We start from the raw sequence: 23,768 nt of genomic DNA on the forward strand, positions 1-23,768 counted from the left end.
TGTATGTTAAAATATAACTATCATTATGGATGAGGGTGGGGTGCATTACGAAGAAAAGAATATTAATCATTTCTCTATGTATCGCTTTTGGATTGTTTTGGCCATATAAAGAGGAGGTTTTTGCTACCTTTAAACCGATAGATCGCTACGAGTTAAATAAGGAATTAAAGAACAAAAGTATAGAAACTTTAACTGATAAAGAAATGAAAATGATAGGAGAACACTTTGTGACAGTGCAACTATCAGTGTTTGAGTTTAATAATAAAGAAGATGTGAAACGAAAAGGTGAAGAAATATTTGTAAATAGAGGGTATGAACAGTTAATAGAAAATTAGTACCCAAACCGTTTTCGGGATTTAGAGTATAAATTTACAAACGAAGAGATACGTGAAGAGACAGATGAGAGTTTTCGCTATCATGCTGTAGCGTACGTTGCTGGTATTGAAAATGGTAAGAGAAGTGAAATGAAATTAAATTATGACATGAAAATTGTAAAGGTTAATAATATATTTATGGTGTTAGATCAAAAACAGTACGTACAATAAAAAACCCTCTAGAAGCAGAGGGACTTTAAAGATTTTCATTTTGTTGACCAAGTTCTTTTTGAGCAATGTATAAATTTCCTTGCTCAACTTGTTTCAGTGTATGAACAGAATCTCCTGCATATCCTTTTTCTGTTTTAACAGTTCTTTTTGAACGATTTGAATCTTGTTTCTTCATATAATAGACCACCCTTCCTTAAAAATAGACGAAAATGATGAGCACGAGTAATACAGCTGCGAAAATGGTAATGCCCATTAAAAAAGAAGTGTTTTTATATTTAGGTGGCTTATGTACATCTTGCCGATATCCAGGTGAAATTTCAGGGGCGAATTCTTCATCGAATGATTGTTTCTTTTGTTTTTCGTCCATATGTATCCACCTTTCTTTTTCATTATGTTACACGTTACAAGAAAAAATATGCATGAAGAAAACAGCCGCTATATCATTAGCGGCTGCTTTGTGTTGTATATTTTCTTTGTACTTGAAAGAGACGGATAAGCAGGAAGATTGCTCCAAATGCTAGACCGATAATAAGACCGATCCAATAACCTTTTGCTGCCCAGTCAGTATAAGTTGCTAACATGTAGCCAAGAGGTAGACCTATTACCCAATAAGCTATTAATGTCATAATTAAGGCAACATTTACGTCTTTATAACCACGAAGTGCTCCTTGTACTGGAGTTGCAATCGCATCTGAAATTTGAAATAAAATCGCGAATATAAGAAATTCTTTAGCTAAATGATGGACATTTGCATTTGTCGTATAAATAGAAGCAATTTCATCATCAAAGAAATAAAGAAGGATTGAATATAAAAGAGCGAAAGCAAGGGCTAACCCAATTCCGATAAACCCATATTGTTTCGCATTATTGTATCGTTTTGCTCCAACTTCAAATCCAACGGCTATCGTCATTGCCATTGCTAAACTTAAAGGAGTCATATATAACAAGGAAGCAAAGTTCATAGCTGCTTGATGTGCTGCTATTGTTGTCGTACTAAAATTACTCATCATAAGTGTTACCGCAGCGAAAATACTCGTCTCAAAAAAGATAGCAAATCCGATAGGGACGCCAAGTTTCAGGAATTCCTTCCAGATTGTAAAGGAAGGGCGGTATAACTGTTTAAAGATATTGAAAGAAGCGAAAGGCTCTTTCGTACGAATAATAATAACCGTAATAATTAAAATACACCAATAGGTTGCTGCAGAAGCGATTGCCGCACCAACACCACCGAGTTTAGGAAAGCCAAAGTGACCAAAAATTAATAAGTAATTTAATACTACATTAATTGGTAATGATAGTAATGTAATAATCATCGTTGTTCGAGTTTTTCCTAATGCATCAATAAACCCGCGTAAAACAGTGTAAGTAAATAAAGGGATAATTCCAATTGCAATAATAATTAAAAATTGTGCTGCAATACGTTCCACGGGTTCTTCTAATTGCATGCCATTTAAAATAGGTGAAACAGCGAAGAATCCGATAAGGATAACAACGAAACTAGCACAAATTGCTAAATATACTGCTTGAATGACAATGTGGGGAACGTCCTCCTTTTTCTTTGATCCAACGAGCTGTGCAACAATAGGAGTAGTAGCCATTAAAATTCCTGTTAAGCCGGTACTAACGGGAAGCCATATACTTGTTCCGATAGCAACACCCGCTAAATCAATAGGACTCGCATGTCCTGACATTGTCGTATCAAAAAAGCTCATCGCAAATAATGACATTTGCGTTACAAAAATCGGGAAAAAGAGTAATAAAAATTGCTTTAACTTTTGTGAGAATGAAGTAGTTTCTTTCATAAAATCCCCTTTCAACGTAAAAAACAAACTCTTATTATCATACAATTTAATCAAAAAATAGAAAAGAAATAAGCGTATACAACAAATGAAATCAATAAAAAAAGGATGCACTTTGAAAAGGGATAAGGTATTATGATAAGGTGTGAAAAAATTACATATTCGTTATTAAGGAGGCACTACTTGTGGCTGATTGGTTAATTGGATTAATCATGGGTGCTGTTGAAGGTTTAACAGAGTTTTTACCAGTATCATCAACAGGACATATGATTTTAACAGGACACTTAATTGGATTTGAAGACGATAGAGCGAAAGTTTTCGAAGTTGTTATTCAGTTGGGATCGATTTTAGCAGTTGTTGTTATATTTTGGAAACGTTTATGGTCATTAGTTGGAATAGGGAAAGTAACTGATGGACCATCTTTAAATTTATTACATATTATTATCGGGATGATTCCTGCCGGCATACTCGGCGTACTATTCCATAGCGCAATTAAAGAAGTTTTATTCGGTCCAGGACCGGTTGTTATTAGTTTAGTAGCTGGTGGTATTTTAATGATTGTTGCTGAGAAGTTTTCAAAACCAAGTACAGCAAGAACGTTAGATGAAATCACATATAAGCAAGCATTTACAATCGGAATGTTCCAATGTTTAGCACTTTGGCCAGGATTTTCTCGTTCTGGATCAACAATAAGTGGTGGTTTATTAGCACGTGTTTCGCATACAGCGGCAGCGGAATATACATTTATTCTAGCGGTGCCAATGATGGTAGCTGCAAGTGCCTTAGATTTAATTAAAAGCTGGGATATATTAAGCGTGGCTGATATACCGTTATTTGCAACTGGATTTATTACAGCATTCGTTGTTGCGATGCTTGCAATTGTTTCATTCTTAAAATTATTAGGTCGTGTAAAACTAACACCGTTCGCTTACTACCGTTTCATTTTAGCTGCGGTATTCTATTTCTTCATTATGTAAGTATAAAATATCAGCAATACCCTATAGAATAGACACTTGAAAAAAAGTCTACTCTGTAGGGTATTTTTTTATAGAAAGAGAAAAATGAAACTTTTACCTTCAATTACTTGTATTTCACCATGTGAAATATGCCATAATGATTTCGTTATAATAATTTTAAGGGAATCGATAGGGTATTTGAGAGGAGCAATTTAGTGAGTTTTGCAATAGAAATAGTAATTCCAGCACCAATTGATGTTGTATTTGATTATGTACACAATGACGAGAAAATACTAGAATGGAGTACCTTTATGGTAGAAAATAGGTATCCTTCAAATATAGATGTTGAAAACCCTCGTGAAGGTGACAAATATATATCTGTGCAAAAGATGGGGAAGAAAATATATGAATTTGAGGCGGAAATTTTAGAGTATGATGAACCGTATATCGTTTCAGTTGGATGTGAGATGAAGCAAGGCTATACAGCTGCAACTTATATGTTAGAAGAGGATGAAGAAGGTACCTCGCTTACTTTAATTGTAGAATTTGAACCGAAGAATTTTTTATATAAGATTATGTACAAGTTGACTGGGTGGATGACACGTGGAATATACATGGGTGAAATGGAACGTTTAGCAGCGTGCGTAGATGCTGTATGTTCTCAGAAAAAAGGATTATAATTTAGTAAAATAAAAAACCTGCCGAAATCGGCAGGTTTTTTATTTTACTACTTTCTCAATCATGCTTTCCATTACATGTTCCCAAAGAGAAGTATCATCAGCTAATGTAGCACGGAAATTAGCATACATTTCTTTTTGTTTCTCTTCGAATGTTGGATCTTCTTTTTCAGGTAATGTAGCGCGCATTGAAGTTACTAATTCTTGTATTTTTGGAGCTCGTGGTCCAAAGACGGCTTGTTCATTTCCGTCTTTATCAATGAAAATAAAGATTGGAATCGCACGTGCTGTTCCGTTTGTTAAGTATTGATCCATTAACTCTAAGTTTTCATCGCGAATTAATAAACGCATATCAATATTTGCAACTTCAGAAATTCGTTTCATAACAGGTACACATAAAAGAGCGTCGCCGCACCAGTCAGCTGTTAATACGATAACGCGCCAGCCATCATTTTGACGTTCTTCTAAAACTGGAAGTAATTCATTTGGAATTAAAAAGTTATTGTAAATGTGTAGTAGCTCGTATTGGTTTACTTTCATTTCATTCACATATGTATCAAAGGACATGCCTTTATCAGCCCATTGTAGTAAGTTCATAAGTAACACCTCTTTAGTATGATTTATTTTTATTGTACCAATTTTTATATAGAAAAGCTTGTATTCTTACTCTTTCTTATCACTAAATAATTTATTTAGTGTGTAAAGGAATAGTGCGACACATAATTCAGCTATGTTGGGCATTTGTACACTCTCTATCCAGTCATCGGCGGTATGTATGACAAACCAATCTAACGTAATTTCAATTATAGAGAGCAGAACAATTGAGAGCCAATTGGGCATACTTGTCATCATTGGATGTAGGAGCACTTTAAAGAAAATGAATATAAAATATGTAATACCGTCTAATAAAAGAATGAGTAAAAAAAAGAGTAGTAGAGCTGTTCTTGATGAATATTCTATACCTGTAATATGAAAGATTCCCACATATACAAAAAATATAAATGCAAAGAATATAATGAGAATAAGAATAACAACACTAATAATAATAGTCTTATCTTTTAGACTGAGATTAGAAAGTTTGTCTTCTTCACTCATTACCCCAACTCCTTTTTCTGGAAAATCAATTTCATTGTACCATGAAATATCTATTAAAAAACTACGAATTATGGGGAAATAAGGTGACAAAAAGTAAGATTTCGTGTAAAATTATTAATAAGGTTTTTATTTAACTAAATTAAATAAAAGGGGCTGTCAAAGTTGTCTCAAAATCGAGAACAATTAATGGAAGAACTATCGACAAATGTTTTTGCAATGTTTCGCACGTTGCGTAATGATATTGGAAAAATATTTGGTGGTTACATACCGTGGAATGAGTTCATTGTCCTTAGAATATTGAACCGTACGAATAAAGAAATGGTCTCACGTGTAGCTAATGAGTTAAATGTGTCGAATAGTCATATTACAGCTGTTACAGAAAAATTAATTAATAAAGGCTTTGTAACTCGTTCACGTTCTACATCAGATCGCCGAGTTGTATATTTAGAGATTACAGAACAAGGGAAAGAGTTAGTTGCGAAAATGGAAGGTGAGAAAAAGAGATATTTACAAGAAAGATTTTCCGCACTTTCAGAAGATGAAATGGATATAATGATATCTATTTCTAAAAAACTTATTTAAATAATTACAAATAAGAAAACGCTTACCTAATTAAAAAGAAGACCTTCCTCATATATGGAAGGTCTTCTTCTGTGTGTAATAGATGATAAAAAATAAAATGTGTATGAAAAAAGATAGAGCGCCATACTACTAATAAAGGAAGGAGGGAGAAATATGACGAATCGTAATGGTAGTCAAGGAAGTGGAAATCAAGGTTCACCAAAATCAGGGCAATTCCAGCAGGAGTTTAGTACTGAATTTGAAACGGGAAATGATAATAAAGGAAAAGAATATCGTTCGAAAAAAGGAAGTAAATCAAAAAAGGAGTGAAATGATTCACTCCTTTTTTGATTTAAGATGCTGCAGATTGATCCGTATTATATTTTTCTTCTGATTTTGCAACAATCATTGCACAAATTGCATCACCGGAAATATTTACAGCAGTTCTAGACATATCTAGAATGCGGTCAATACCGATAATTAAAGCAATGCCTTCTACTGGTAGATTTACTTGATTTAAAACCATCGTAAGCATTACTAGTCCAACACCTGGTACACCTGCAGTACCGATACTAGCTAGTACAGCAGTTAATACGACGACAGCTAATTGAGTCACTGTAAGTTCAACGCCGTATACTTGAGCGATAAACACAGTTGCTACACCTTGCATAATGGCAGTACCATCCATATTAATCGTTGCACCTAGTGGTTGTACAAAAGAACTTATCGCTTTTGGAACGCCAAGTTTTTCTTGGGCTGTTTTCATTGCAAATGGAAGAGATGCATTAGAGCTAGATGTACTAAATCCAATTGCCATTACTGGTCCGAAATGTTTAAAGAAACGGACAATGCTTTCTTTTGCTAATACCTTTAATAAGCCGCCATAGACGAAGACGCCGTGAATAATAAGTACTAGCATAACGACAATCATATACTTGAACATCGCAGCGACGCCTGCAAGACCCATTTTACCAACGGATGAAGCGAGCAATCCAAATGTTCCGATTGGAGCTAATTTCATGACGAGATTAACAAGATACATCATTAATTCGTTGCCCTGTTCAAGTAATGAATGGATACCTTGAACTCGTTTTCCTAAAACAGCTAAACCGAGTCCGATCAATGCGGCAAAGGCAATAATTTGTAGCATGTTCCCATCAGCCATCGCTTTCGCTGGATTATCTGGTACGATATTTAGCAATGTATCGACGAAAGATGTTTCAGTTTTTGCACCTTCATACTTAAGCCCGTCTGTTTTAAAGTTACCGCCAGCTCCTGGTTTTATGATAAGTGCAAATGTAACTGCAATAGAGATAGCGACAGCTGTTGTTACGAGAAAGAATGAAATTGATTTTAAACCAATTCTTCCAAGTTGTTTCGGATCTCCAAGACCAGCAGCCCCAAGTACGATAGAAATGAACACAACAGGAACAACTAGCATTTTAATAAGTCGAATAAACAGTTGACCAAGTGGATTGAACGCATATTGATTCAATGGCTCAAAAATAGATGGAGCAGCTAAATTTAAAGTGAGTCCGACAACTAGACCGAGAAATAATGCAATTAAGATTGCCTTTGTTTGTTTCAATAAAAACCCCCCTTTGTTTTTGTAAAATTGCTTTCTAAATTAATTATACCGAAAAAATACCTATTTTGACAATATTTTCTGAATATTTAGTATAAAACTGTCTGTTTCAATGTATATAGTCCAGTTTTGCTGAAATATGTGGAAAGAATACATTTATGTATTTGGAAAAAAATAGACCATCACATGATGGCCTAGGGAAGGGGACAATTTATATCAATTTAATTAGGGATGGAAGCTATTCAAAGACACTGGGGAATGTCTTATAAATTAGGGAGGAACAGCTTCGATACATATACTATAAAAGATAGATGTGAACATAGAGTGAAATAGAGAGGGAGTTTTAAGTAAGAAGAAAGAGAGAATAAAAAAATAAGACCATCACATATAGGATGGTCAAAGGAAGGGGACAATTTATGTCAATTTAATTAGGGATGGAAAGCTGTTCAAGACACTGGGGAATGTCTTATAAATTAGGGAGGAACAGCTCCGATACGTATACTATAAAAGGTAGATGTGATCCTCGTGTGAAAATGGAGTGAAAGAGAGAGGGAGTTTTAAATAAAAGATAGAGTAAACAAAAAAATAAGACCATCACATATAGGATGGTCAAAGGAAGGGGACAATTTATGTCAATTTAATTAGGGATGGAAAGCTGTTCAAGACACTGGGGAATGTCTTTGAATAGCTTCGATACATATACTATAAAAGGTGGATGTGATCCTCTTGTGAACATGGAGTGAAAGAGAGAGGGAGTTTCAAATAAAAGATAGAAAGAATAAAAAAATAAGACCATCACATATAGGATGGTCAAGGAAGGGGACAATTTATGTCAATTTAATTAGGGATGGAAAGCTGTTCAAGACACTGGGGAATGTCTTATAAATTAGGGAGGAACAGCTCCGATACATATACTATAAAAGGTAGATGTGACCCTCGTGTGAACTTGGAGTGAAAGATATGGGAATTTGAAAAGGGATAAAATAGTTGTTGTAAGAGTCATAGTATAAGTGGAGATATAATAGAAAATATTCTTTTGTAAAACGATAGGAGTCTGAATATAAATAAAAGTTGAAATCTATGAAAAAAAGGATTATGCTCAACTATATTATAAGAATATAAGGTTTATCCCGCTACTTGTAGGCTCTTAAAGAGTCTTTATTTATGAGGGGATAAAAGCTTCACTTGATAAAGGGAGTTAGTGATATGGAAGTAGCAAAAAAACAAGGGTTGTATAATCGTTTTATACGATTGAATCCACCACAAATTTTAGCATTAGGCTTTTTTTGTTTAATTGTGGTCGGAGGATTGTTATTAAAGTTACCGTTTGCAACGAAAGTACATATTAGTTGGGTAGATGCTTTCTTTACAGCTACGTCGGCAGCGACTGTAACCGGTTTAGGTGTTGTAGATACTGCGAGTACGTTTACGATGTTTGGTGAAATTGTTATTATGTTTTTAATTCAAACGGGTGGTCTCGGTCTTATGACGATAGCCATTTTAATTGTTTGGGTATTAGGGAAAAAAATTGGTTTACGCCACCGATTATTAATTGGAGAAGCATTTAATCAAACAAATATTGGTGGTCTTGTGAAATTAGTAAAACGTGTTTTTATTTTTTCTATTTGTATTGAGCTAATTGGAGTTATCTTTTTATCGATTCGCTTTATTCCAGAGTTTGGTTTTGGAAAAGGTTTATACTATAGTATTTTTCACGTTATTGCGTCATATAATAATGCCGGCTTTGCGCTTTGGCCAGATAATTTAACAAGATATGTAGGAGATCCTATTATTAATATTGGGATTTGTTCTTTAATTGTAATAGGAGGGTTAGGGTTTACGGTATTAATTGATATATGGTATAGCCGTAGTTTCCGAAAATTATCACTGCACTCCAAAATCATGATTGTTGGAACGATAGCACTTAATGTTATTGCGATGATTGTGATTTTTGTATTGGAATATAATAATGTGAAGACTTTGGGGCACTTATCTTTAAATGAAAAATTATGGGCTTCGTTCTTCCAAGGAATTACACCTCGTACAGCTGGTTTTAACACGGTAGATTATGGGGGGATGGAAGAGTCATCGATACTATTTACAATGGTATTAATGTTTATTGGTGCGGGAAGTGTATCGACAGGCGGTGGAATTAAGTTAACGACATTCGTTATTTTAATTACGTCAGTTCTTTCTTTCTTTAGAAAGAAAGAGGATTTTGTTTTGTTTCAGCGTACGATTAAAATGTCGACAGTAACGAGAGCGTTAGCAATTGTCGTTGCTAGTCAAATACTTATTTTTACAGCGGTATTTGTATTAATGCTTACAGAAGACTTCAGTTTTATTCAGTTATTATTTGAGACAATTTCGGCGTTTGGTACAGTAGGGTTAACAATGGGGATTACTGCGAAGCTATCGGCGTTTGGAAAATGTATTATTATGTTTGTTATGTTTTGTGGATTAATCGGACCGTTAACACTTGTGTTCTCTTTGGCACGACCAGCAAAACAAAAAATTAAATATCCATCAGAAGATGTATTTACAGGATAAGGTATCCCGCATAAAGCGAGATACCTTTTTCTTTTTAAAAAAGAGAGAACAATAAACCAATAAGCGCCACTCGGAATAAAATCGCAATGAGTGCAGCGATACCACCCACAATGGCAGCGGTACCGCCAGTTACAGTAGCCCCGCGATTATAAGCGTAAATACCAAGTAGAACAGACACAAGACCAAATAGTGTTGGGAATGTGAATAATGATAATATTGCTAAGGCAAGAGCAATGAAACCAGCAGTCGATCCAGCTGCAGACGATCTTACATCATCGTTATCTTTATCATCATAATCGATACGCTGTGGTGCAACTTCAGCTGCGTATTCTTCTTTATAATCACTATCTATTCGATCTCTTTTTTTATATTCATCAAATTTCTCAGTCAAAGTAAGGACTCCTTTCATAACAAGGTTCAATAGTAGTATGTTTCTCTTTACTGTTTTTATCCCGCTATTTGCGAGCAGTAAGACTCCCACCTCAAAATTTGGTTGGAGCCCTGCGGCTCGTGAACGCCCGATTGGTGTGGGCTAATAATCAGTGGGGGATGAACAAAGCCTCCACTGATTAAAGTTTCACTTTATCTGAACTTGTACAGGGGGTAATATCCAATTGGAAAGTGGAAAATGTTTTTTCAAAATAGGAAAACTTAGTATGACTTCCTCTATTTTGGAAAGTATAAAAAAGAATAATGAGGAAAGGGTGTAGTACATAATGGAACATCCAATTGAAAATTTAATGAAAACAGCAATGACAAATTTAAAAGAGATGGTAGATGTAAATACGATTGTTGGAAGTCCGGTTTCAACAGCTGACGGAAATGTAGTATTAACAGTATCTCAAGTGGCTTTTGGTTTTGGAGCTGGTGGAAGTGACTTTAAAGGTGATTTTATTTCCGAAAAACATAACGGCGGACAAGGGCAGCATAAAGAGAACAAGCAAAGTCATCCATTCGGAGGCGGAAGCGGGGCTGGGGTTTCTATTAGCCCAGTTGCTTTTTTAGTAGTTGGTTCTAACGGTGTGCAAGTATTGCATCTCAATAGTAGTACACATTTAATTGAAAAAGCGTTAAATACTGTGCCAAGCACTGTGGATAAATTTGTGAATGGTCGCCAAAAGTGAACTTGCATTTTTTAGGAATTATGATATATTAGAAAAAGTGCGCTTTATGACGATCGGAATAATTGAACTGTAAATATATATGATGTGTGGAATAAGGGAGAGGAATTTATGATTAATATCAAAAACTTAGTAGTTGGCTTATGTATGTTAGTAAGCGGTTTTGTTGTATATGTAATAAAAGAAAAAGCTCCATTCTAAAACAGACAAACCGTTAATGTCTGTTTTTAATTTGTAAAAAATGTTGACAAGTTATTGTATTGGTGTTAGAATTTTAATTCGTGTCTCGGTTAAAGCTAGTGTAAAGTAAATAAATCTTATGAATATAATACGAAAAGTTTGCGAAAGATCGGGTAGTCTTACCAACAACTTTTGTGAACAAACCCTATAAATTGTATATGTAAGCTTTATATGTATACTAGTGAATCAAGGAGCGGTCAGTGGAACCGTAATGATGAGAGAGAGGTAGGGCTTTCATCCAGTATATGTTACTTTCCCGTTAGGTGAATATAAAAAAGAGGGCTCCTTTTGAAAAGGAGCCCTCTTTCTATAAATAAATTGAAACTATAATCAGTGGGACCATTCCATTCCCTTTACATGTTAGCTCACAAATAATGTGATAAAAATGATTAAGTGCGGTTTTCAACTTGCTTACAAATTTCATCTGTTGTTAAACCATGTGCTTTAATTACAGATCCTTTTATCGATGTATCTGCAATGCCCATCATATTAGAATCTTGCCCGGTTACAACGCAACAATCACACCCATGTGCATCATTTTCAGAGTTAAGTGAAACGACTTCATGTCCTTGTTGCTGAAGAGCTTGTTGAACATCTGTTAAAGAGTTCTCAACACCAATTCTAGCCATAATTTTCACCTCCTACCATCTAGTTGCTAGTATGCTCAAGTCCATAGCATATATTTATGAAAAAATGGTAGGAAGAGAATATTTGTTTAGTCGTTATATACACCAGTAAGCATTTGACTAACGAATTGATCATTTAATGTATCTTGTGCTGAGCTGTTATTAGACTGAATATCGATTGAAGCTGTGTAGTTGTTATGTTTCCTACTATTTGGTTCTACTTCAACGTAATTATTGAATTTACAAAATCCTTTCGTATCCATTAGATCAAATAGTTGTAGCATTTCTACTACCTCTTGTCTCGTTCCTTTAATTTGTACACACGCCATTGTTATTTCCTCCTTCAATTTGACAAATTGTTTTTTAAAAATAGGATTATGATTACTAAATGAAAAATATGAATGTTATTTTTAGACAGCGTTATTTTTGTTATTTTCCCCCTTTTTCACCAAAAGTCGTTGTATATTCCCGGATTTATAAAATCGGACGTCCGTTTATTGAATACAATAGATTCGTATCAATTGGCGAAAACCCTTCTTTTAAACAAATATTTTTTTAGTAGAATTTGACGAGAAAATTTTTTTGACTTTTTTGTAAACGTTAACAATGTTATTAAATCAATATAAACAAAGATGTACGTACGATTAAAAATTAAAAATTTTCTAAAAATTGACTTGATTTATTTGAAAAGGAGAGTAGACTAGGAAACAATAAAAAACTCATAGAACATAGGGGGCGCTTTCAAGTGAACGAGCAGTGGATTTTCTTAAATGGAGAATTTGTTCCAAAAGACGAAGCAAAGGTTTCAGTATATGATCATGGCTATTTATATGGCGATGGAGTGTTCGAAGGAATTAGGGTATATAGCGGTAATGTTTTCCGTTTGAGAGAGCATCTTGTCCGGTTATATGAATCAGCGAAATCCATCATGTTAGAAATTCCATATACGTTAGAAGAAGCAACGAAAATCGTTGTTGAAACGATTCGACAAAACAAACTATCTAATGGATATATCCGCCTCGTTGTATCAAGAGGACCTGGGAACTTGGGATTAGATCCCGATTCTTGTACGAAACCAAATGTAGTAGTAATTGCAGAGCAATTATCTTTATTTCCACAAGAATATTATGAAAAAGGGATTCCGATTATAACAGTTGCAACGCGTCGCAATCGCCCGGATGTTTTATCGCCCCAAGTAAAATCTTTAAATTACTTAAATAATATTTTAGTTCGCATTGAGGCGAAATTAGCTGGAGTACAAGAAGCACTTATGTTAAATGACCAAGGATATGTAGCTGAAGGCTCTGGAGATAATGTATTTATTGTGAAGGGAAATAAATTAATTACACCACCAAGTTCTGCTGGAGCGTTAGAAGGTATTACACGAAACGCGATTTTAGAAATCGGCGAAAAACTTGGATATGACGTAAGAGAAGAATTATTTACAAGGCATGATGTATATGTAGCTGATGAAGTGTTTTTAACAGGAACAGCTGCTGAAGTAATTGCTGTTACGACAGTAGATGGAAGAACGATTGGTTTAGGTAGAACAGGGCCACATACGAATCGTTTATTAGAAGAATTCCGTAAATTAGTTGTAGAAGATGGAGAGAAAATTTACGAAGAAAATAAAGTTGGATAATAGCTCTTATGACATGATAAAGCGTTGATAGGGAGGAGTAGTTGACTGTGAAGCCTCACAGAGAGTCGGTGGTTGCTGGAAACCGATGGTTCACGTCGACGAACATCACCCCTTGAGTGCTAAGCTGAAACGTTTGTTTAGGCTTAGACGGTAGCTCCGTTATTAGCTAGACTCATATCCCGAGTCACTGAGGCAAGAGTAATCTTGCAAAGAAGGGTGGTACCGCGAAATCTTTCGTCCCTTCAGCACATAGCTGGAGTGTGGACGTAGGATTTTTTTATTTTATAAATGTTTTAAAAAAGGGGGCTTATAAGAAAAATGTCTTCAAAAACGGAAGAGAAACTGGCAACTGGTGCACAGCTATTGTTAGAAGCGCTAGAAAAGGAAGGAGTAGAGGTGATTTTTGGTTATCCAGGTGGTGCGGTTTTACCTCTATATGATGCGCTTTATGATTGTGAAATTCCGCATATTTTAACGAGGCATGAGCAAGGTGCAATTCATGCTGCTGAAGGATATGCAAGAATTACAGGAAATCCAGGAGTGGTAATTGCAACAAGTGGACCGGGTGCTACAAATGTTATTACTGGTCTAGCTGACGCGATGATTGATTCATTGCCACTTGTTGTATTTACAGGGCAAGTAGCAACAACGTTAATCGGGAGTGATGCTTTCCAAGAGGCTGATATTATGGGGCTTACGATGCCGGTGACAAAACATAATTATCAAGTACGAAAAGCATCGGATTTACCCCGAATTATTAAAGAAGCATTTCATATCGCTAGAACAGGAAGACCAGGCCCAGTCGTAATTGACCTTCCGAAAGATATGGTAGTAGAGAAAGGTGAGCGATGTAGTGATGTACAAATGGATTTACCAGGATACCAGCCTAATTACGAACCGAATCTACTACAAATAAACAAATTATTACAAGCGATTGCGACTTCAAAAAAACCGTTAATTTTAGCTGGAGCAGGTGTATTGCATGCGAAAGCATCGAAAGAATTAACAAGTTTTGCTCGCAAATATCATATTCCAGTTGTTCATACATTACTTGGTCTTGGTGGGTTTCCGCCAGATGATGAACTATTTCTAGGGATGGGAGGAATGCACGGTTCATACACCGCAAATATGGCGTTATACGAATGTGACTTACTTATTAATATAGGTGCAAGGTTTGATGATCGTCTTACTGGAAATTTAGCTTATTTTGCTAAAGAGGCGATTGTCGCACATATAGATATTGATCCAGCGGAAATTGGGAAAAATGTGCCGACTGAAATCCCTATTGTTGCGAGTGCAAAGCAAGCATTAGAAGCTCTACTTATTTTTAAAGAAGGGGAAGTACATCACAATGATTGGCTTTCGTTATTGAATAGTAGAAAAGAAAAATACCCTCTTTCTTACAAAGAACATGCAGAGCGTATTAAACCTCAATATGCAATTGATATGCTATACGAAATTACGAAAGGGGAAGCGATTGTAACGACAGATGTTGGGCAACATCAAATGTGGGCAGCTCAATATTATCCGCTGAAAAATCCAGATAAATGGGTAACTTCTGGAGGCTTAGGAACAATGGGCTTCGGATTTCCAGCAGCAATAGGTGCACAAATCGCAAAGCCTGAAGAACTAGTTATTGCAATTGTCGGTGATGCTGGATTTCAAATGACCTTGCAAGAACTTAGTGTGTTAAAAGAGCATTCTTTACCAGTTAAAGTTTTTATTTTAAATAATGAAGCTTTAGGGATGGTAAGACAATGGCAAGAGGAATTTTATAATGGGCGATATTCGCACTCCTTACTTTCATGCCAACCAGATTTTGTTGCGCTTGCCAATGCTTATGGCATAAAAGGTGTTCGTATTGAAGACCCACTTCTTGCAAAGCAACAATTACAGTATGCAATTGAGTTAAGAGAGCCTGTTGTAATTGATTGCCGCGTACTTCAATCCGAAAAGGTAATGCCGATGGTTGCCCCAGGAAAAGGCGTTCATCAAATGGAGGGAGTGGAGAAAAGGTGAAGAGAATTGTAACAGCGACAGTTCGAAATCAAAGCGGTGTGTTAAATCGAATTACAGGTGTTATGACACGTAGACATTTTAATATTGAAAGTATTTCAGTAGGTCATACGGAATCATCGGATATTTCGAGAATGACGATTGTTGTACACGTTGAAAATGAACAGCAAGTTGAGCAGTTAATTAAACAACTTCATAAGCAAATCGATGTACTGAAAGTATCAGATATTACAGAAGAAGCGATGATCGCTAGAGAACTTGCACTTATTAAAGTAGCAACGTCTGTAGCAAGAGCAGAATTATATAGTTTAATTGAACCGTTCCGAGCCGCTGTAATAGACGTTGGGAAGGATTCCATAGTGGTGCAAGTAACAGGTACCCAGGAGAAAGTAGAAGCGTTAATTGAATTACTTCGTCCATATGGTTTGAAAGAAATTGCTAGAACAGGTGTAACAGCATTTACACGTAGTATGAAAAAACAAGATAAACAAGTTATGTTAATTCAATAATTATTTAAAAAATAGGGGGAAATGAAAATGGCGAAAGTTTATTATGAAAAAGACGTAACGGTAAATGTATTAAAGGAAAAGAAAGTAGCAATCATCGGATATGGATCGCAAGGCCATGCGCATGCGCAAAACTTACGTGATAACGGATTTGATGTGGTAGTAGGACTGAGGAAAGGGAAGTCATGGGATAAGGCGAAAGAAGACGGTTTTTCTGTATATACAGTAGCGGAAGCAGCAGAAAAAGCAGATGTAGTAATGATTCTACTACCTGATGAATTACAGCCGGAAGTATATGAAGCTGAAATTGCACCAAACTTACAAGGCGGCAATTCTCTCGTTTTCGCGCATGGATTTAATGTTCACTTTGATCAAGTAAAACCGCCAGCTAATGTAGATGTATTTCTAGTAGCACCGAAAGGTCCAGGACATCTAGTACGTCGTACGTTTGCGGAAGGGGGAGCTGTTCCTGCATTATTTGCAGTATATCAAGATGCAACAGGAGTTGCGACTGAAAAGGCACTTTCATATGCAGATGGAATTGGGGCGACGAGAGCAGGTGTATTAGAAACAACGTTTAAAGAAGAAACAGAAACAGATTTATTTGGAGAGCAAGCTGTACTTTGCGGCGGAGTAACTGCACTAGTAAAAGCTGGGTTTGAAACGTTAGTTGATGCTGGTTATCAACCGGAAGTTGCATATTTTGAATGTTTACATGAACTAAAACTAATCGTTGACCTTATGTATGAAGGCGGACTTGAAAATATGAGATATTCAGTTTCAGATACAGCGCAGTGGGGCGACTTCGTATCAGGACCACGCGTTGTAACGGAAGATACGAAGAGAGCGATGGGTGCAGTGCTAGCAGAAATTCAAGATGGTACATTTGCAAGAGGCTGGATTGCAGAGCATAAAGCAGGAAAACCAAATTTCCATGCGACAAATGAGAAAGAAAATGAACATGAAATCGAAGTAGTTGGACGTAAATTACGTGAAATGATGCCTTTCGTACAGCCCCGAGTAAAGGCAGGGGTCAAATAATATGAAGCAAATTTTGTTCATGGATACGACGCTACGTGATGGCGAACAATCACCAGGAGTTAATTTAAATGAACAAGAGAAATTACAGATTGCGAGGCAACTAGAGAGACTTGGTATTAATGTAATGGAAGCTGGATTCGCAGCAGCTTCTGAAGGTGATTTTCAATCGGTAAAACGTATCGCAAATACCATTCAAAATGCTACGGTTATGAGTTTAGCTAGAGCGAAAGAAAGTGATATTCGAAGAGCCTATGAAGCTGTGAAAGGCGCTGTCTCTCCTCGTTTACACGTATTTTTAGCTACGAGTGACATTCATATGAAATATAAGCTTTGTATGTCAAAAGAAGATGTATTAGATAGCATACATCGCTCGGTTACGCTCGGGAAATCACTATTTCCAACAGTTCAATTTTCAGCAGAAGATGCAACAAGAACATCGAGAGCATTTTTAGCGGAAGCAGTAGAAGTCGCGATTCGCGCAGGAGCGAATGTAATCAATATTCCTGATACAGTTGGATATACGAATCCAGAAGAATATTATTCTCTCTTTAAATACTTACAAGAATCCGTTCCGTCGTATGAAAAAGCAATTTTCTCTTGTCATTGTCACGATGATCTTGGGATGGCAGTAGCGAATTCGTTAGCTGCGGTTGAAGGCGGAGCGTTACAAGTAGAAGGAACGATTAATGGAATTGGAGAAAGAGCGGGGAATGCGGCGCTAGAAGAAGTCGCGGTTGCTCTCCATATTAGAAAAGATTTCTATGAAGCAGAATCCTCTATGACATTAAAAGAAATTAAAGCGACGAGTACGTTAGTAAGTCGGTTAACGGGTATGGTTGTACCGAAAAATAAGGCGATTGTTGGAGCAAATGCTTTTGCTCACGAATCAGGTATTCATCAAGACGGTGTATTAAAAGAAGTAACGACGTATGAAATTATTGAACCATCACTGATTGGAGAGTCACAAAATTTATTTGTATTAGGAAAGCATTCCGGGCGCCATGCGTTTACTGAAAAAATGAAAGAACTTGGTTATGAGTTTACAAAAGAAGAACGAGATGTGGTGTTTGAAGCATTTAAAAACTTGGCTGACCGTAAAAAAGAAATTACAGAAGAAGATTTACGTGCGCTTATGCTTGGTGAAGCAGCATTTGCGGCCCAGCAATATAGCATTACTCAATTGCAAGTACATTTCGTATCAAATAGTACACAGTGTGCAACGGTTGTACTAAAAGATGAGGAAGGAAATATGTACGAAGATGCAGCAACTGGTTCTGGAAGTATTGAAGCGATCTATAATGCAATTCAAAGAATTTTAGGATTAGAATGTGACTTAGCGGATTATCGCATACAATCTATAACGCAAGGTCAAGATGCACTTGCACATGTTCATGTTGAATTAAAAGAAGGAACTCATCAAGTATCAGGTTTTGGTGTTGCGCAAGACGTATTAGAAGCATCGGCGAGAGCGTATGTTCATGCGGCCGGAAAATTAAAATCTTTTATTACTCTTGTGAAGTAACTGTTTGATAAGTGAGGGGATCGTCCCTTACTTATCAAAATATATTTCTGAAAATCCAGATAAAAAGGAGTGTTTTAATTGGAAAAACGTATCGTTTGTTTAGCGGGTGATGGTGTTGGTCCGGAAATTATGGAAAGCGCGAAGGAAGTATTGCATATGGTAGAGAGGCTATATGGACATCACTTTCATTTACAAGATGAGTACTTTGGCGGAGCGGCTATCGATTTAAATGGGCAACCATTACCACAGCGAACACTTGCCGCTTGTTTAGCGAGTGATGCGGTTTTACTTGGAGCGGTTGGTGGACCGCGGTGGGATGATGCGAAAGAAAGGCCAGAGAAAGGATTATTAGCTTTAAGAAAAGGACTTGGTGTATTTGCGAACGTTCGTCCTGTAACAGTAGAAAGCGCAACTGCACATTTATCGCCATTAAAAAACGCAGATGAAATTGACTTCGTTGTCGTTCGTGAACTAACAGGCGGTATTTATTTCTCTTATCCGAAAGAAAGAACGGAAGAATCGGCAACTGATACACTTACGTACCATCGTCATGAAATTGAACGTATCGTGTCGTATGCTTTTCAATTAGCGAGTAAGAGAGAGAAAAAAGTAACCTCTATTGATAAAGCGAATGTTTTAGAATCTAGTAAATTGTGGAGAGCTGTTACGGAAGAAGTAGCTCTTCGTTATCCTAATGTTGAATTAGAGCACATTTTAGTAGATGCAGCTGCTATGGAGTTAATTCGAAACCCAAGGAGATTTGACGTTATCGTAACAGAAAATTTATTTGGTGATATTTTGAGCGACGAGGCTTCTGTATTAGCAGGGTCATTAGGAATGCTTCCATCAGCGAGCCATGCGGAAAACGGGCCGTCTTTATATGAGCCTATTCACGGATCAGCGCCAGATATTGCAGGTAAAAATAAAGCGAATCCAATTGCGATGATGCGTTCAGTAGCGATGATGCTTGGGCAATCATTTGGATTAACGAGAGAAGGGTATGCGATTGAAGAGGCAATTTCTGCAGTTCTTCAATCTGGGAAATGTACAGCTGATATTGGGGGGAATGAGACGACAACTTCATTTACGAGGGCAGTCATTCAAGAAATGGAAGAGCAGGCACTAGTAGGGAGAGGAAGATAATGGGGAAAAGGTTACTAGATAAGCTTTGGGAAAGACATGTAGTTGTAACGAATGAAAATGGATTGGATTTATTATATATCGATCTTCATCTCGTTCATGAAGTAACGTCACCGCAAGCCTTTGAAGGCTTGCGGCTTGCAAATCGAACTGTTCGGAGACCGGAATTAACGTTTGCAACGATGGATCATAATATTCCAACGAAAGATGTTTGGAATATTACCGATCGTATTGCGAAGCAGCAATTGGATACACTTCGTGACAATTGTAAACAATTTAAGGTGCGATTAGCCGATATTGGTGATGAAGAGCAAGGAATCGTTCACGTTATAGGACCAGAACTTGGGCTCACACAACCGGGGAAAACGATTGTATGCGGTGATAGCCATACAGCAACCCACGGTGCTTTCGGTGCTTTAGCGTTTGGTATTGGTACGAGTGAAGTAGAACATGTATTAGCAACTCAAACGCTGTGGCAACGAAAACCGAAAGCGATGGGGATTGAATTAAAAGGAAAGTTACCGAAAGGCGTTTATGCAAAGGATATTATTTTGCATCTTCTCTCAAAGTACGGTGTAGCGGTTGGAACGGGGCATGTAATGGAATTCTACGGAGAGACGATTCGTGATATGGGTATGGAAGAGAGAATGACACTTTGCAATATGGCAATTGAAGGGGGAGCGAAAGCTGGCATCATTGCACCAGATGAGAAAACATTTTCTTATGTAAAAGGGCGTGAATATGCACCGAAAGACTATGAAACGTTTACGGGAAAATGGTCGGAGCTTTATACAGATTCAGATGCAATTTATGATTTACATATTTCGGTAGATGTTACGGATTTAGCACCGTATGTCACTTGGGGAACAAATCCTAGTATGGGTGTTCCTATTGATGAAAAATTACCAGAGAAGCATAACGAAAATGATGAAAGAGCATTTTCATATATGGGATTGAGCCCTGGGCAAAGTACGTTTGAAATTCCTGTTAAGCATGTCTTCATTGGTTCTTGTACAAATTCACGTTTATCTGACTTAGAAATTGCTGCATCTGTTGTAAAAGGGAAAAAGGTAAAAGAAGGTGTGCGAGCACTCGTTGTACCAGGATCAAAAAGTGTGAGAGAGCGGGCGATGCAAAAAGGCTTACATCGCATATTTGAAGAAGCGGGATTTGAATGGAGAGAGCCTGGATGTTCAATGTGTCTTGGGATGAATCCAGATCAAGTACCTGAAGGAGAACATTGTGCTTCTACTTCAAATCGTAATTTTGAAGGAAGGCAAGGGAAAGGAGCACGAACACATTTAGTAAGTCCAGCTATGGCTGCAGCAGCTGCGTTATATGGTCATTTTGTTGATATTAGAAAGGAGAGTTACGATGGAACCATTTCATATTCATAAAGGTATTGCCGCAGTACTTATGAATGATAACATTGATACAGATCAAATTATTCCGAAGCAATATTTGAAGAGAATTGAAAGGACGGGATTTGGAAAATATTTATTTGATGAGTGGCGTTACGATAATGAGCGCCATGAAAATCCTAATTTCCCCCTTAATGCACAAGAACGAAAAGGAGCAAGTATATTAATTACAGGTGATAATTTTGGATGTGGTTCTTCAAGAGAACATGCTCCGTGGGCGCTTGCGGATTATGGTTTCCGCGTTATTATCGCCGGAGGATTTGCAGATATTTTTTATATGAATTGTATGAAGAATGGTATGTTACCGATTGTAATGGATAAAGAGATGCGTGAACAACTTGCCAAAACGAATGCGAGAGATCAAATGGAAGTTGATTTAGAGAATGAAGTAATTATTACGAATACGCACAGGTTTCATTTTACAATCGAGAAAATGTGGAAAGAAAAATTATTAAATGGTCTAGATGAAATCAGCATTACAATGCAATATGAACAAGAAATTGAAGAGTATGAAAGAAAAGTAGCTTCACATTAACTAAAAGTAGAATATTCGAAATGTATTTACATTCAGAATTAACTGTTATATAATATGTAAAAAATCAGAGGAGAAAGGGAGTAAGTATTATGAATATCGTGCAATCTATTAAAATGCTTACAAAACTACATCATCATACATGAAACCCTTGAACCTAACGTGAAAACGTGTAGGCACAAGGGTTATTCCCGTTGTACCTACACTCTACTAAAGAGCCTTGTAGGTATTTTTTCTACAAGGCTCTTTTTATTTTCTGTTTGTGTGGATGGAATGGGCATAAATTAAAGAGGGAAGGGTGTGTGAATTCAGATGACAAAGTGGAAACGGGCAAATCCGAATGGAACGAGAGATTACTTATTCGAAGAATGTACGTTAATTGAAGAAGTGGAACAAAAATTAAGACGGACCTTTTTAGAGAGAGGTTATGAAGAAATAAGGACACCTACAATTGAATTTTATGATGTTTTTGCATTTCAAAACAGGCCGATAGATGAAGAAAAGATGTATAAATTTTTCGATGAAAAAGGACGGATTATCGTTTTACGCCCAGATATGACAATTCCTTTAGCAAGAGTAATTGGAACAAAGAGAGGAGATATTCCTCTTAAAGTAACTTATAGCGGGAATGTATTTCGGGCGAATGAGTCCCTTACTGGGAAATATAATGAAATAGTGCAAAGTGGTATTGAAATTATCGGGATTGAAAATGTAAGGGCTGAAATTGAATGTGTGATAAGCGTAATTCAAGCACTTCAAAAATTAAAGGTGCAATCTTTCACAATTGAGATTGGGCAAGTGCAGTTATATAAATGTATCGTAAAAAAGCTCCCCATTAATGATGAAGAAGAGAAGTTACTTAGAACGTATATTGAAAGTAAAAATTATGCCGCACTCTCACACTTTATAGAAGAAAAGAAATTAAATCGGTGTGATGAAACAGTAAGGTTACTTGAGAAACTACCAAGGTTATTCGGGAGTTTAGATGTTGTTGAGGAAGCAGAAAAACTCGCCTCAAGTAATGAAATGAAAATGGCCATTGCGAGAGTGAAAGAAATATATGAAACAATTGAACAGTTAGGATATGGCTCTTACATATCAATTGATTTAGGTATGGTTCAACATTTGGATTATTATACGGGTGTTATTTTCAAAGGGTATATATATGAAATTGGAGAAGAGATTGTTAGTGGCGGAAGATATGATGAGTTAATTGGAAATTTTGGAGAGATGATGCCAGCGGTTGGGCTCGCGGTGCAAGTAAATCAAATAGTTAAGGCACTTCAAGAGCAGCAAGAACCATATAAACGAAAGAGAATAGATATTATGATTCATTATGAGTTAAATAGATTAGCAGAAGCGGAAAGGTTACGAAATTTACTTCAAAAGGACGGGAAGAATGCCCAGTTATCTTTATTCTCTAATTTAAACGATACTTTTCAATTTGCAAACAAGAATAAAATAATGACAGTCGTTGAGGCGAAGAGTGAGTCACTAGTGGAATATGTATGGAGAGAGAAATGGATCATCCAGAAAGAAGGGGAGGCTTCATGCGTAACATTCAAATTGCGTTAACGAAAGGAAGATTAGAAAAGCATGTTATTCCACTGTTTGAAAAAATTGGAATTGATTGTTCAGAGCTCAAAGATAAAGGAAGAAAACTTGTGTTTAAAAGTAAAAACACAAACATTTCATTTATTTTAGTGAAAGCGGTAGATGTTGCTACTTATGTAGAACATGGCGTAGCTGATATTGGAGTCGTTGGAAAAGATATATTAATGGAATTTGAGAAAGATATATATGAGATGGTCGATTTAGGAGTGGGCGTGTGTAAATTTTGTGTCGCTTCTATTCCTACGTATAATCCCAAGAGCTATCGAAAAAAACGAATTGCTACGAAATATCCGCACATTACTTCTACATATTTTCATGATAAAGGGGAGGATGTAGAAATTATTAAAATAGAAGGATCTGTAGAGATTGCTCCACTTCTAGGTTTGGCAGATGCCATTGTTGATATTGTTGAAACAGGAAAAACATTACAAGAAAACGGGTTAATTGTATTTGAGGAAATGTGCTCTATATCAGCTCGAATGATTGTGAATAAGGCTGCATTGAAAACTAAAAAAGACGAAATATTCTGTATTATAAATATGATGGAACAAGAAATTTTGTCAGGGAAATAGGGGGACT

The 23,768-nt window shown here is 36.4% G+C and carries 26 protein-coding genes, 1 pseudogene and 1 other annotated feature; of the genes and pseudogenes, 18 read left to right on the forward strand and 9 right to left on the reverse strand.

Features of this window, described 5'->3' with window-relative positions:
- Nucleotides 1–29: 29 nt before the first annotated feature.
- Nucleotides 30–545: pseudogene (locus JFT95_RS05145) on the forward strand (biotin transporter BioY).
- A 25-nt stretch (nucleotides 546–570) separates the two neighbouring features.
- Here JFT95_RS05145 and JFT95_RS05150 read toward each other — a convergent pair.
- The 3 genes from JFT95_RS05150 to JFT95_RS05160 all read right to left on the reverse strand — a co-directional run bounded on the left by JFT95_RS05150 (nucleotide 571) and on the right by JFT95_RS05160 (nucleotide 2,347).
- A complete protein-coding gene (locus JFT95_RS05150; protein ID WP_000743737.1) occupies nucleotides 571–720 on the reverse strand; it encodes a hypothetical protein in 150 nt (49 codons plus the stop codon).
- An 18-nt stretch (nucleotides 721–738) separates the two neighbouring features.
- Nucleotides 739–912 carry a hypothetical protein gene (locus JFT95_RS05155; protein ID WP_000343684.1) on the reverse strand — a complete coding sequence of 58 codons (174 nt, stop codon included), beginning with the start codon at nucleotides 910–912 and terminating at the stop codon, nucleotides 739–741.
- 76 nt (nucleotides 913–988) lie between these two features.
- The gene (locus JFT95_RS05160) at nucleotides 989–2,347 is read right to left on the reverse strand and encodes an MATE family efflux transporter (protein ID WP_002140955.1); all 1,359 of its coding nucleotides are present in this window, start codon (nucleotides 2,345–2,347) and stop codon (nucleotides 989–991) included.
- A 182-nt stretch (nucleotides 2,348–2,529) separates the two neighbouring features.
- Here JFT95_RS05160 and uppP point away from each other — a divergent pair, with 182 nt between their 5' ends.
- Together uppP and JFT95_RS05170 are read left to right on the forward strand one after the other, a co-directional pair.
- Nucleotides 2,530–3,321: a bacitracin resistance undecaprenyl-diphosphatase gene (gene uppP, locus JFT95_RS05165; RefSeq protein ID WP_002030627.1), complete on the forward strand. Its 792-nt coding sequence runs from the start codon at nucleotides 2,530–2,532 to the stop codon at nucleotides 3,319–3,321.
- A 194-nt stretch (nucleotides 3,322–3,515) separates the two neighbouring features.
- Nucleotides 3,516–3,980, forward strand: a complete 465-nt coding sequence (locus JFT95_RS05170) for an SRPBCC family protein (protein WP_016101493.1) — start codon at nucleotides 3,516–3,518, stop codon at nucleotides 3,978–3,980.
- A gap of 39 nt (nucleotides 3,981–4,019) precedes the next feature.
- Here JFT95_RS05170 and JFT95_RS05175 read toward each other — a convergent pair whose 3' ends face one another.
- Both JFT95_RS05175 and JFT95_RS05180 read right to left on the reverse strand, forming a co-directional pair.
- Entirely contained in the window at nucleotides 4,020–4,607 is a 588-nt protein-coding gene (locus tag JFT95_RS05175) for a thioredoxin family protein (protein WP_137076219.1), read from the reverse strand.
- A 33-nt stretch (nucleotides 4,608–4,640) separates the two neighbouring features.
- Nucleotides 4,641–5,072 carry a regulatory YrvL family protein gene (locus JFT95_RS05180; protein ID WP_201051640.1) on the reverse strand — a complete coding sequence of 144 codons (432 nt, stop codon included), beginning with the start codon at nucleotides 5,070–5,072 and terminating at the stop codon, nucleotides 4,641–4,643.
- Between the two features lie 162 nt (nucleotides 5,073–5,234).
- Between JFT95_RS05180 and JFT95_RS05185 the strand changes: the two genes are divergently transcribed.
- Both JFT95_RS05185 and JFT95_RS05190 read left to right on the forward strand, forming a co-directional pair.
- On the forward strand, nucleotides 5,235–5,654 hold the full coding sequence (locus tag JFT95_RS05185) for a MarR family winged helix-turn-helix transcriptional regulator (protein WP_137076218.1): 420 nt from the start codon (nucleotides 5,235–5,237) through the stop codon (nucleotides 5,652–5,654).
- A 153-nt stretch (nucleotides 5,655–5,807) separates the two neighbouring features.
- Nucleotides 5,808–5,963 carry a hypothetical protein gene (locus JFT95_RS05190; protein ID WP_002011733.1) on the forward strand — a complete coding sequence of 52 codons (156 nt, stop codon included), beginning with the start codon at nucleotides 5,808–5,810 and terminating at the stop codon, nucleotides 5,961–5,963.
- A 22-nt stretch (nucleotides 5,964–5,985) separates the two neighbouring features.
- Here JFT95_RS05190 and JFT95_RS05195 read toward each other — a convergent pair whose 3' ends face one another.
- Nucleotides 5,986–7,221, reverse strand: a complete 1,236-nt coding sequence (locus JFT95_RS05195) for a dicarboxylate/amino acid:cation symporter (protein WP_137076217.1) — start codon at nucleotides 7,219–7,221, stop codon at nucleotides 5,986–5,988.
- A 1,203-nt stretch (nucleotides 7,222–8,424) separates the two neighbouring features.
- On the opposite strand from JFT95_RS05195, the gene JFT95_RS05200 reads away from it, so the two are divergent.
- A complete protein-coding gene (locus JFT95_RS05200) occupies nucleotides 8,425–9,768 on the forward strand; it encodes a TrkH family potassium uptake protein (protein WP_002140965.1) in 1,344 nt (447 codons plus the stop codon).
- Between the two features lie 34 nt (nucleotides 9,769–9,802).
- On the opposite strand, the gene JFT95_RS05205 is transcribed toward JFT95_RS05200, so the two are convergent.
- A complete protein-coding gene (locus tag JFT95_RS05205; protein WP_002011728.1) occupies nucleotides 9,803–10,177 on the reverse strand; it encodes a hypothetical protein in 375 nt (124 codons plus the stop codon).
- Between the two features lie 307 nt (nucleotides 10,178–10,484).
- On the opposite strand from JFT95_RS05205, the gene ytfJ reads away from it, so the two are divergent.
- Entirely contained in the window at nucleotides 10,485–10,892 is a 408-nt protein-coding gene (ytfJ, locus tag JFT95_RS05210; protein WP_002030645.1) for a GerW family sporulation protein, read from the forward strand.
- A gap of 108 nt (nucleotides 10,893–11,000) precedes the next feature.
- Nucleotides 11,001–11,090 carry a hypothetical protein gene (locus JFT95_RS05215; protein WP_000608225.1) on the forward strand — a complete coding sequence of 30 codons (90 nt, stop codon included), beginning with the start codon at nucleotides 11,001–11,003 and terminating at the stop codon, nucleotides 11,088–11,090.
- A gap of 428 nt (nucleotides 11,091–11,518) precedes the next feature.
- On the opposite strand, the gene JFT95_RS05220 is transcribed toward JFT95_RS05215, so the two are convergent.
- Both JFT95_RS05220 and JFT95_RS05225 read right to left on the reverse strand, forming a co-directional pair.
- On the reverse strand, nucleotides 11,519–11,758 hold the full coding sequence (locus tag JFT95_RS05220) for a YkuS family protein (protein ID WP_201051641.1): 240 nt from the start codon (nucleotides 11,756–11,758) through the stop codon (nucleotides 11,519–11,521).
- Between the two features lie 86 nt (nucleotides 11,759–11,844).
- Nucleotides 11,845–12,084 carry a DUF3911 family protein gene (locus tag JFT95_RS05225; protein ID WP_002140966.1) on the reverse strand — a complete coding sequence of 80 codons (240 nt, stop codon included), beginning with the start codon at nucleotides 12,082–12,084 and terminating at the stop codon, nucleotides 11,845–11,847.
- Between the two features lie 416 nt (nucleotides 12,085–12,500).
- Here JFT95_RS05225 and ilvE point away from each other — a divergent pair, with 416 nt between their 5' ends.
- The 10 genes from ilvE to hisG all read left to right on the forward strand — a co-directional run bounded on the left by ilvE (nucleotide 12,501) and on the right by hisG (nucleotide 23,761).
- Complete coding sequence (ilvE, locus tag JFT95_RS05230) at nucleotides 12,501–13,397, forward strand: branched-chain-amino-acid transaminase (protein WP_002011723.1); 897 nt, start codon at nucleotides 12,501–12,503, stop codon at nucleotides 13,395–13,397.
- 15 nt (nucleotides 13,398–13,412) lie between these two features.
- Nucleotides 13,413–13,642, forward strand: a binding site (T-box leader).
- A gap of 73 nt (nucleotides 13,643–13,715) precedes the next feature.
- Nucleotides 13,716–15,416 carry an acetolactate synthase large subunit gene (ilvB, locus tag JFT95_RS05235; RefSeq protein WP_137076202.1) on the forward strand — a complete coding sequence of 567 codons (1,701 nt, stop codon included), beginning with the start codon at nucleotides 13,716–13,718 and terminating at the stop codon, nucleotides 15,414–15,416.
- Nucleotides 15,413–15,922, forward strand: a complete 510-nt coding sequence (gene ilvN / locus JFT95_RS05240; protein ID WP_000822948.1) for an acetolactate synthase small subunit — start codon at nucleotides 15,413–15,415, stop codon at nucleotides 15,920–15,922. Before ilvB ends, ilvN begins: the two co-directional genes overlap by 4 nt.
- A gap of 21 nt (nucleotides 15,923–15,943) precedes the next feature.
- Nucleotides 15,944–16,960, forward strand: coding sequence for a ketol-acid reductoisomerase (gene ilvC / locus JFT95_RS05245; RefSeq protein WP_193663601.1), 1,017 nt, complete (start codon nucleotides 15,944–15,946; stop codon nucleotides 16,958–16,960).
- Nucleotide 16,961: 1 nt separating this feature from the next.
- The gene (gene leuA / locus JFT95_RS05250) at nucleotides 16,962–18,482 is read left to right on the forward strand and encodes a 2-isopropylmalate synthase (RefSeq protein WP_002064438.1); all 1,521 of its coding nucleotides are present in this window, start codon (nucleotides 16,962–16,964) and stop codon (nucleotides 18,480–18,482) included.
- Nucleotides 18,483–18,560: 78 nt separating this feature from the next.
- Complete coding sequence (leuB, locus tag JFT95_RS05255; protein WP_002011718.1) at nucleotides 18,561–19,625, forward strand: 3-isopropylmalate dehydrogenase; 1,065 nt, start codon at nucleotides 18,561–18,563, stop codon at nucleotides 19,623–19,625.
- Nucleotides 19,625–21,019 (forward strand): 3-isopropylmalate dehydratase large subunit, encoded by a 1,395-nt coding sequence (gene leuC, locus JFT95_RS05260; protein WP_002011716.1) that lies wholly within the window; start codon nucleotides 19,625–19,627, stop codon nucleotides 21,017–21,019. Before leuB ends, leuC begins: the two co-directional genes overlap by 1 nt.
- Nucleotides 20,997–21,578 (forward strand): 3-isopropylmalate dehydratase small subunit, encoded by a 582-nt coding sequence (gene leuD, locus JFT95_RS05265; RefSeq protein WP_002140969.1) that lies wholly within the window; start codon nucleotides 20,997–20,999, stop codon nucleotides 21,576–21,578. The genes leuC and leuD overlap by 23 nt, the downstream gene beginning before the upstream one ends.
- Nucleotides 21,579–21,887: 309 nt before the next feature.
- Nucleotides 21,888–23,150 (forward strand): ATP phosphoribosyltransferase regulatory subunit, encoded by a 1,263-nt coding sequence (locus JFT95_RS05270; RefSeq protein WP_201051642.1) that lies wholly within the window; start codon nucleotides 21,888–21,890, stop codon nucleotides 23,148–23,150.
- Nucleotides 23,126–23,761: an ATP phosphoribosyltransferase gene (gene hisG, locus JFT95_RS05275; RefSeq protein ID WP_033708301.1), complete on the forward strand. Its 636-nt coding sequence runs from the start codon at nucleotides 23,126–23,128 to the stop codon at nucleotides 23,759–23,761. Before JFT95_RS05270 ends, hisG begins: the two co-directional genes overlap by 25 nt.
- Nucleotides 23,762–23,768: the final 7 nt, after the last annotated feature.

It is taken from the genome of Bacillus sp. TH17 (assembly GCF_016651125.1).
Classification (GTDB): Bacteria; Bacillota; Bacilli; order Bacillales; family Bacillaceae_G; genus Bacillus_A; species Bacillus_A mycoides.

Bases quoted from the DNA above. Each gene is read 5' to 3' on its own strand.
- JFT95_RS05150 (WP_000743737.1), bottom strand. From the start codon at position 720: ATGAAGAAACAAGATTCAAATCGTTCAAAAAGAACTGTTAAAACAGAA.
- JFT95_RS05155 (WP_000343684.1), bottom strand. From the start codon at position 912: ATGGACGAAAAACAAAAGAAACAATCATTCGATGAAGAATTCGCCCCT.
- JFT95_RS05160 (WP_002140955.1), bottom strand. From the start codon at position 2,347: ATGAAAGAAACTACTTCATTCTCACAAAAGTTAAAGCAATTTTTATTA.
- JFT95_RS05180 (WP_201051640.1), bottom strand. From the start codon at position 5,072: ATGAGTGAAGAAGACAAACTTTCTAATCTCAGTCTAAAAGATAAGACT.
- JFT95_RS05190 (WP_002011733.1), top strand. From the start codon at position 5,808: ATGACGAATCGTAATGGTAGTCAAGGAAGTGGAAATCAAGGTTCACCA.
- JFT95_RS05200 (WP_002140965.1), top strand. From the start codon at position 8,425: ATGGAAGTAGCAAAAAAACAAGGGTTGTATAATCGTTTTATACGATTG.
- JFT95_RS05205 (WP_002011728.1), bottom strand. From the start codon at position 10,177: ATGAAAGGAGTCCTTACTTTGACTGAGAAATTTGATGAATATAAAAAA.
- ytfJ (WP_002030645.1), top strand. From the start codon at position 10,485: ATGGAACATCCAATTGAAAATTTAATGAAAACAGCAATGACAAATTTA.
- JFT95_RS05215 (WP_000608225.1), top strand. From the start codon at position 11,001: ATGATTAATATCAAAAACTTAGTAGTTGGCTTATGTATGTTAGTAAGC.
- JFT95_RS05220 (WP_201051641.1), bottom strand. From the start codon at position 11,758: ATGGCTAGAATTGGTGTTGAGAACTCTTTAACAGATGTTCAACAAGCT.
- JFT95_RS05225 (WP_002140966.1), bottom strand. From the start codon at position 12,084: ATGGCGTGTGTACAAATTAAAGGAACGAGACAAGAGGTAGTAGAAATG.
- ilvB (WP_137076202.1), top strand. From the start codon at position 13,716: ATGTCTTCAAAAACGGAAGAGAAACTGGCAACTGGTGCACAGCTATTG.
- ilvC (WP_193663601.1), top strand. From the start codon at position 15,944: ATGAAAATGGCGAAAGTTTATTATGAAAAAGACGTAACGGTAAATGTA.
- leuA (WP_002064438.1), top strand. From the start codon at position 16,962: ATGAAGCAAATTTTGTTCATGGATACGACGCTACGTGATGGCGAACAA.
- leuC (WP_002011716.1), top strand. From the start codon at position 19,625: ATGGGGAAAAGGTTACTAGATAAGCTTTGGGAAAGACATGTAGTTGTA.
- leuD (WP_002140969.1), top strand. From the start codon at position 20,997: ATGGAACCATTTCATATTCATAAAGGTATTGCCGCAGTACTTATGAAT.
- JFT95_RS05270 (WP_201051642.1), top strand. From the start codon at position 21,888: ATGACAAAGTGGAAACGGGCAAATCCGAATGGAACGAGAGATTACTTA.
- hisG (WP_033708301.1), top strand. From the start codon at position 23,126: ATGCGTAACATTCAAATTGCGTTAACGAAAGGAAGATTAGAAAAGCAT.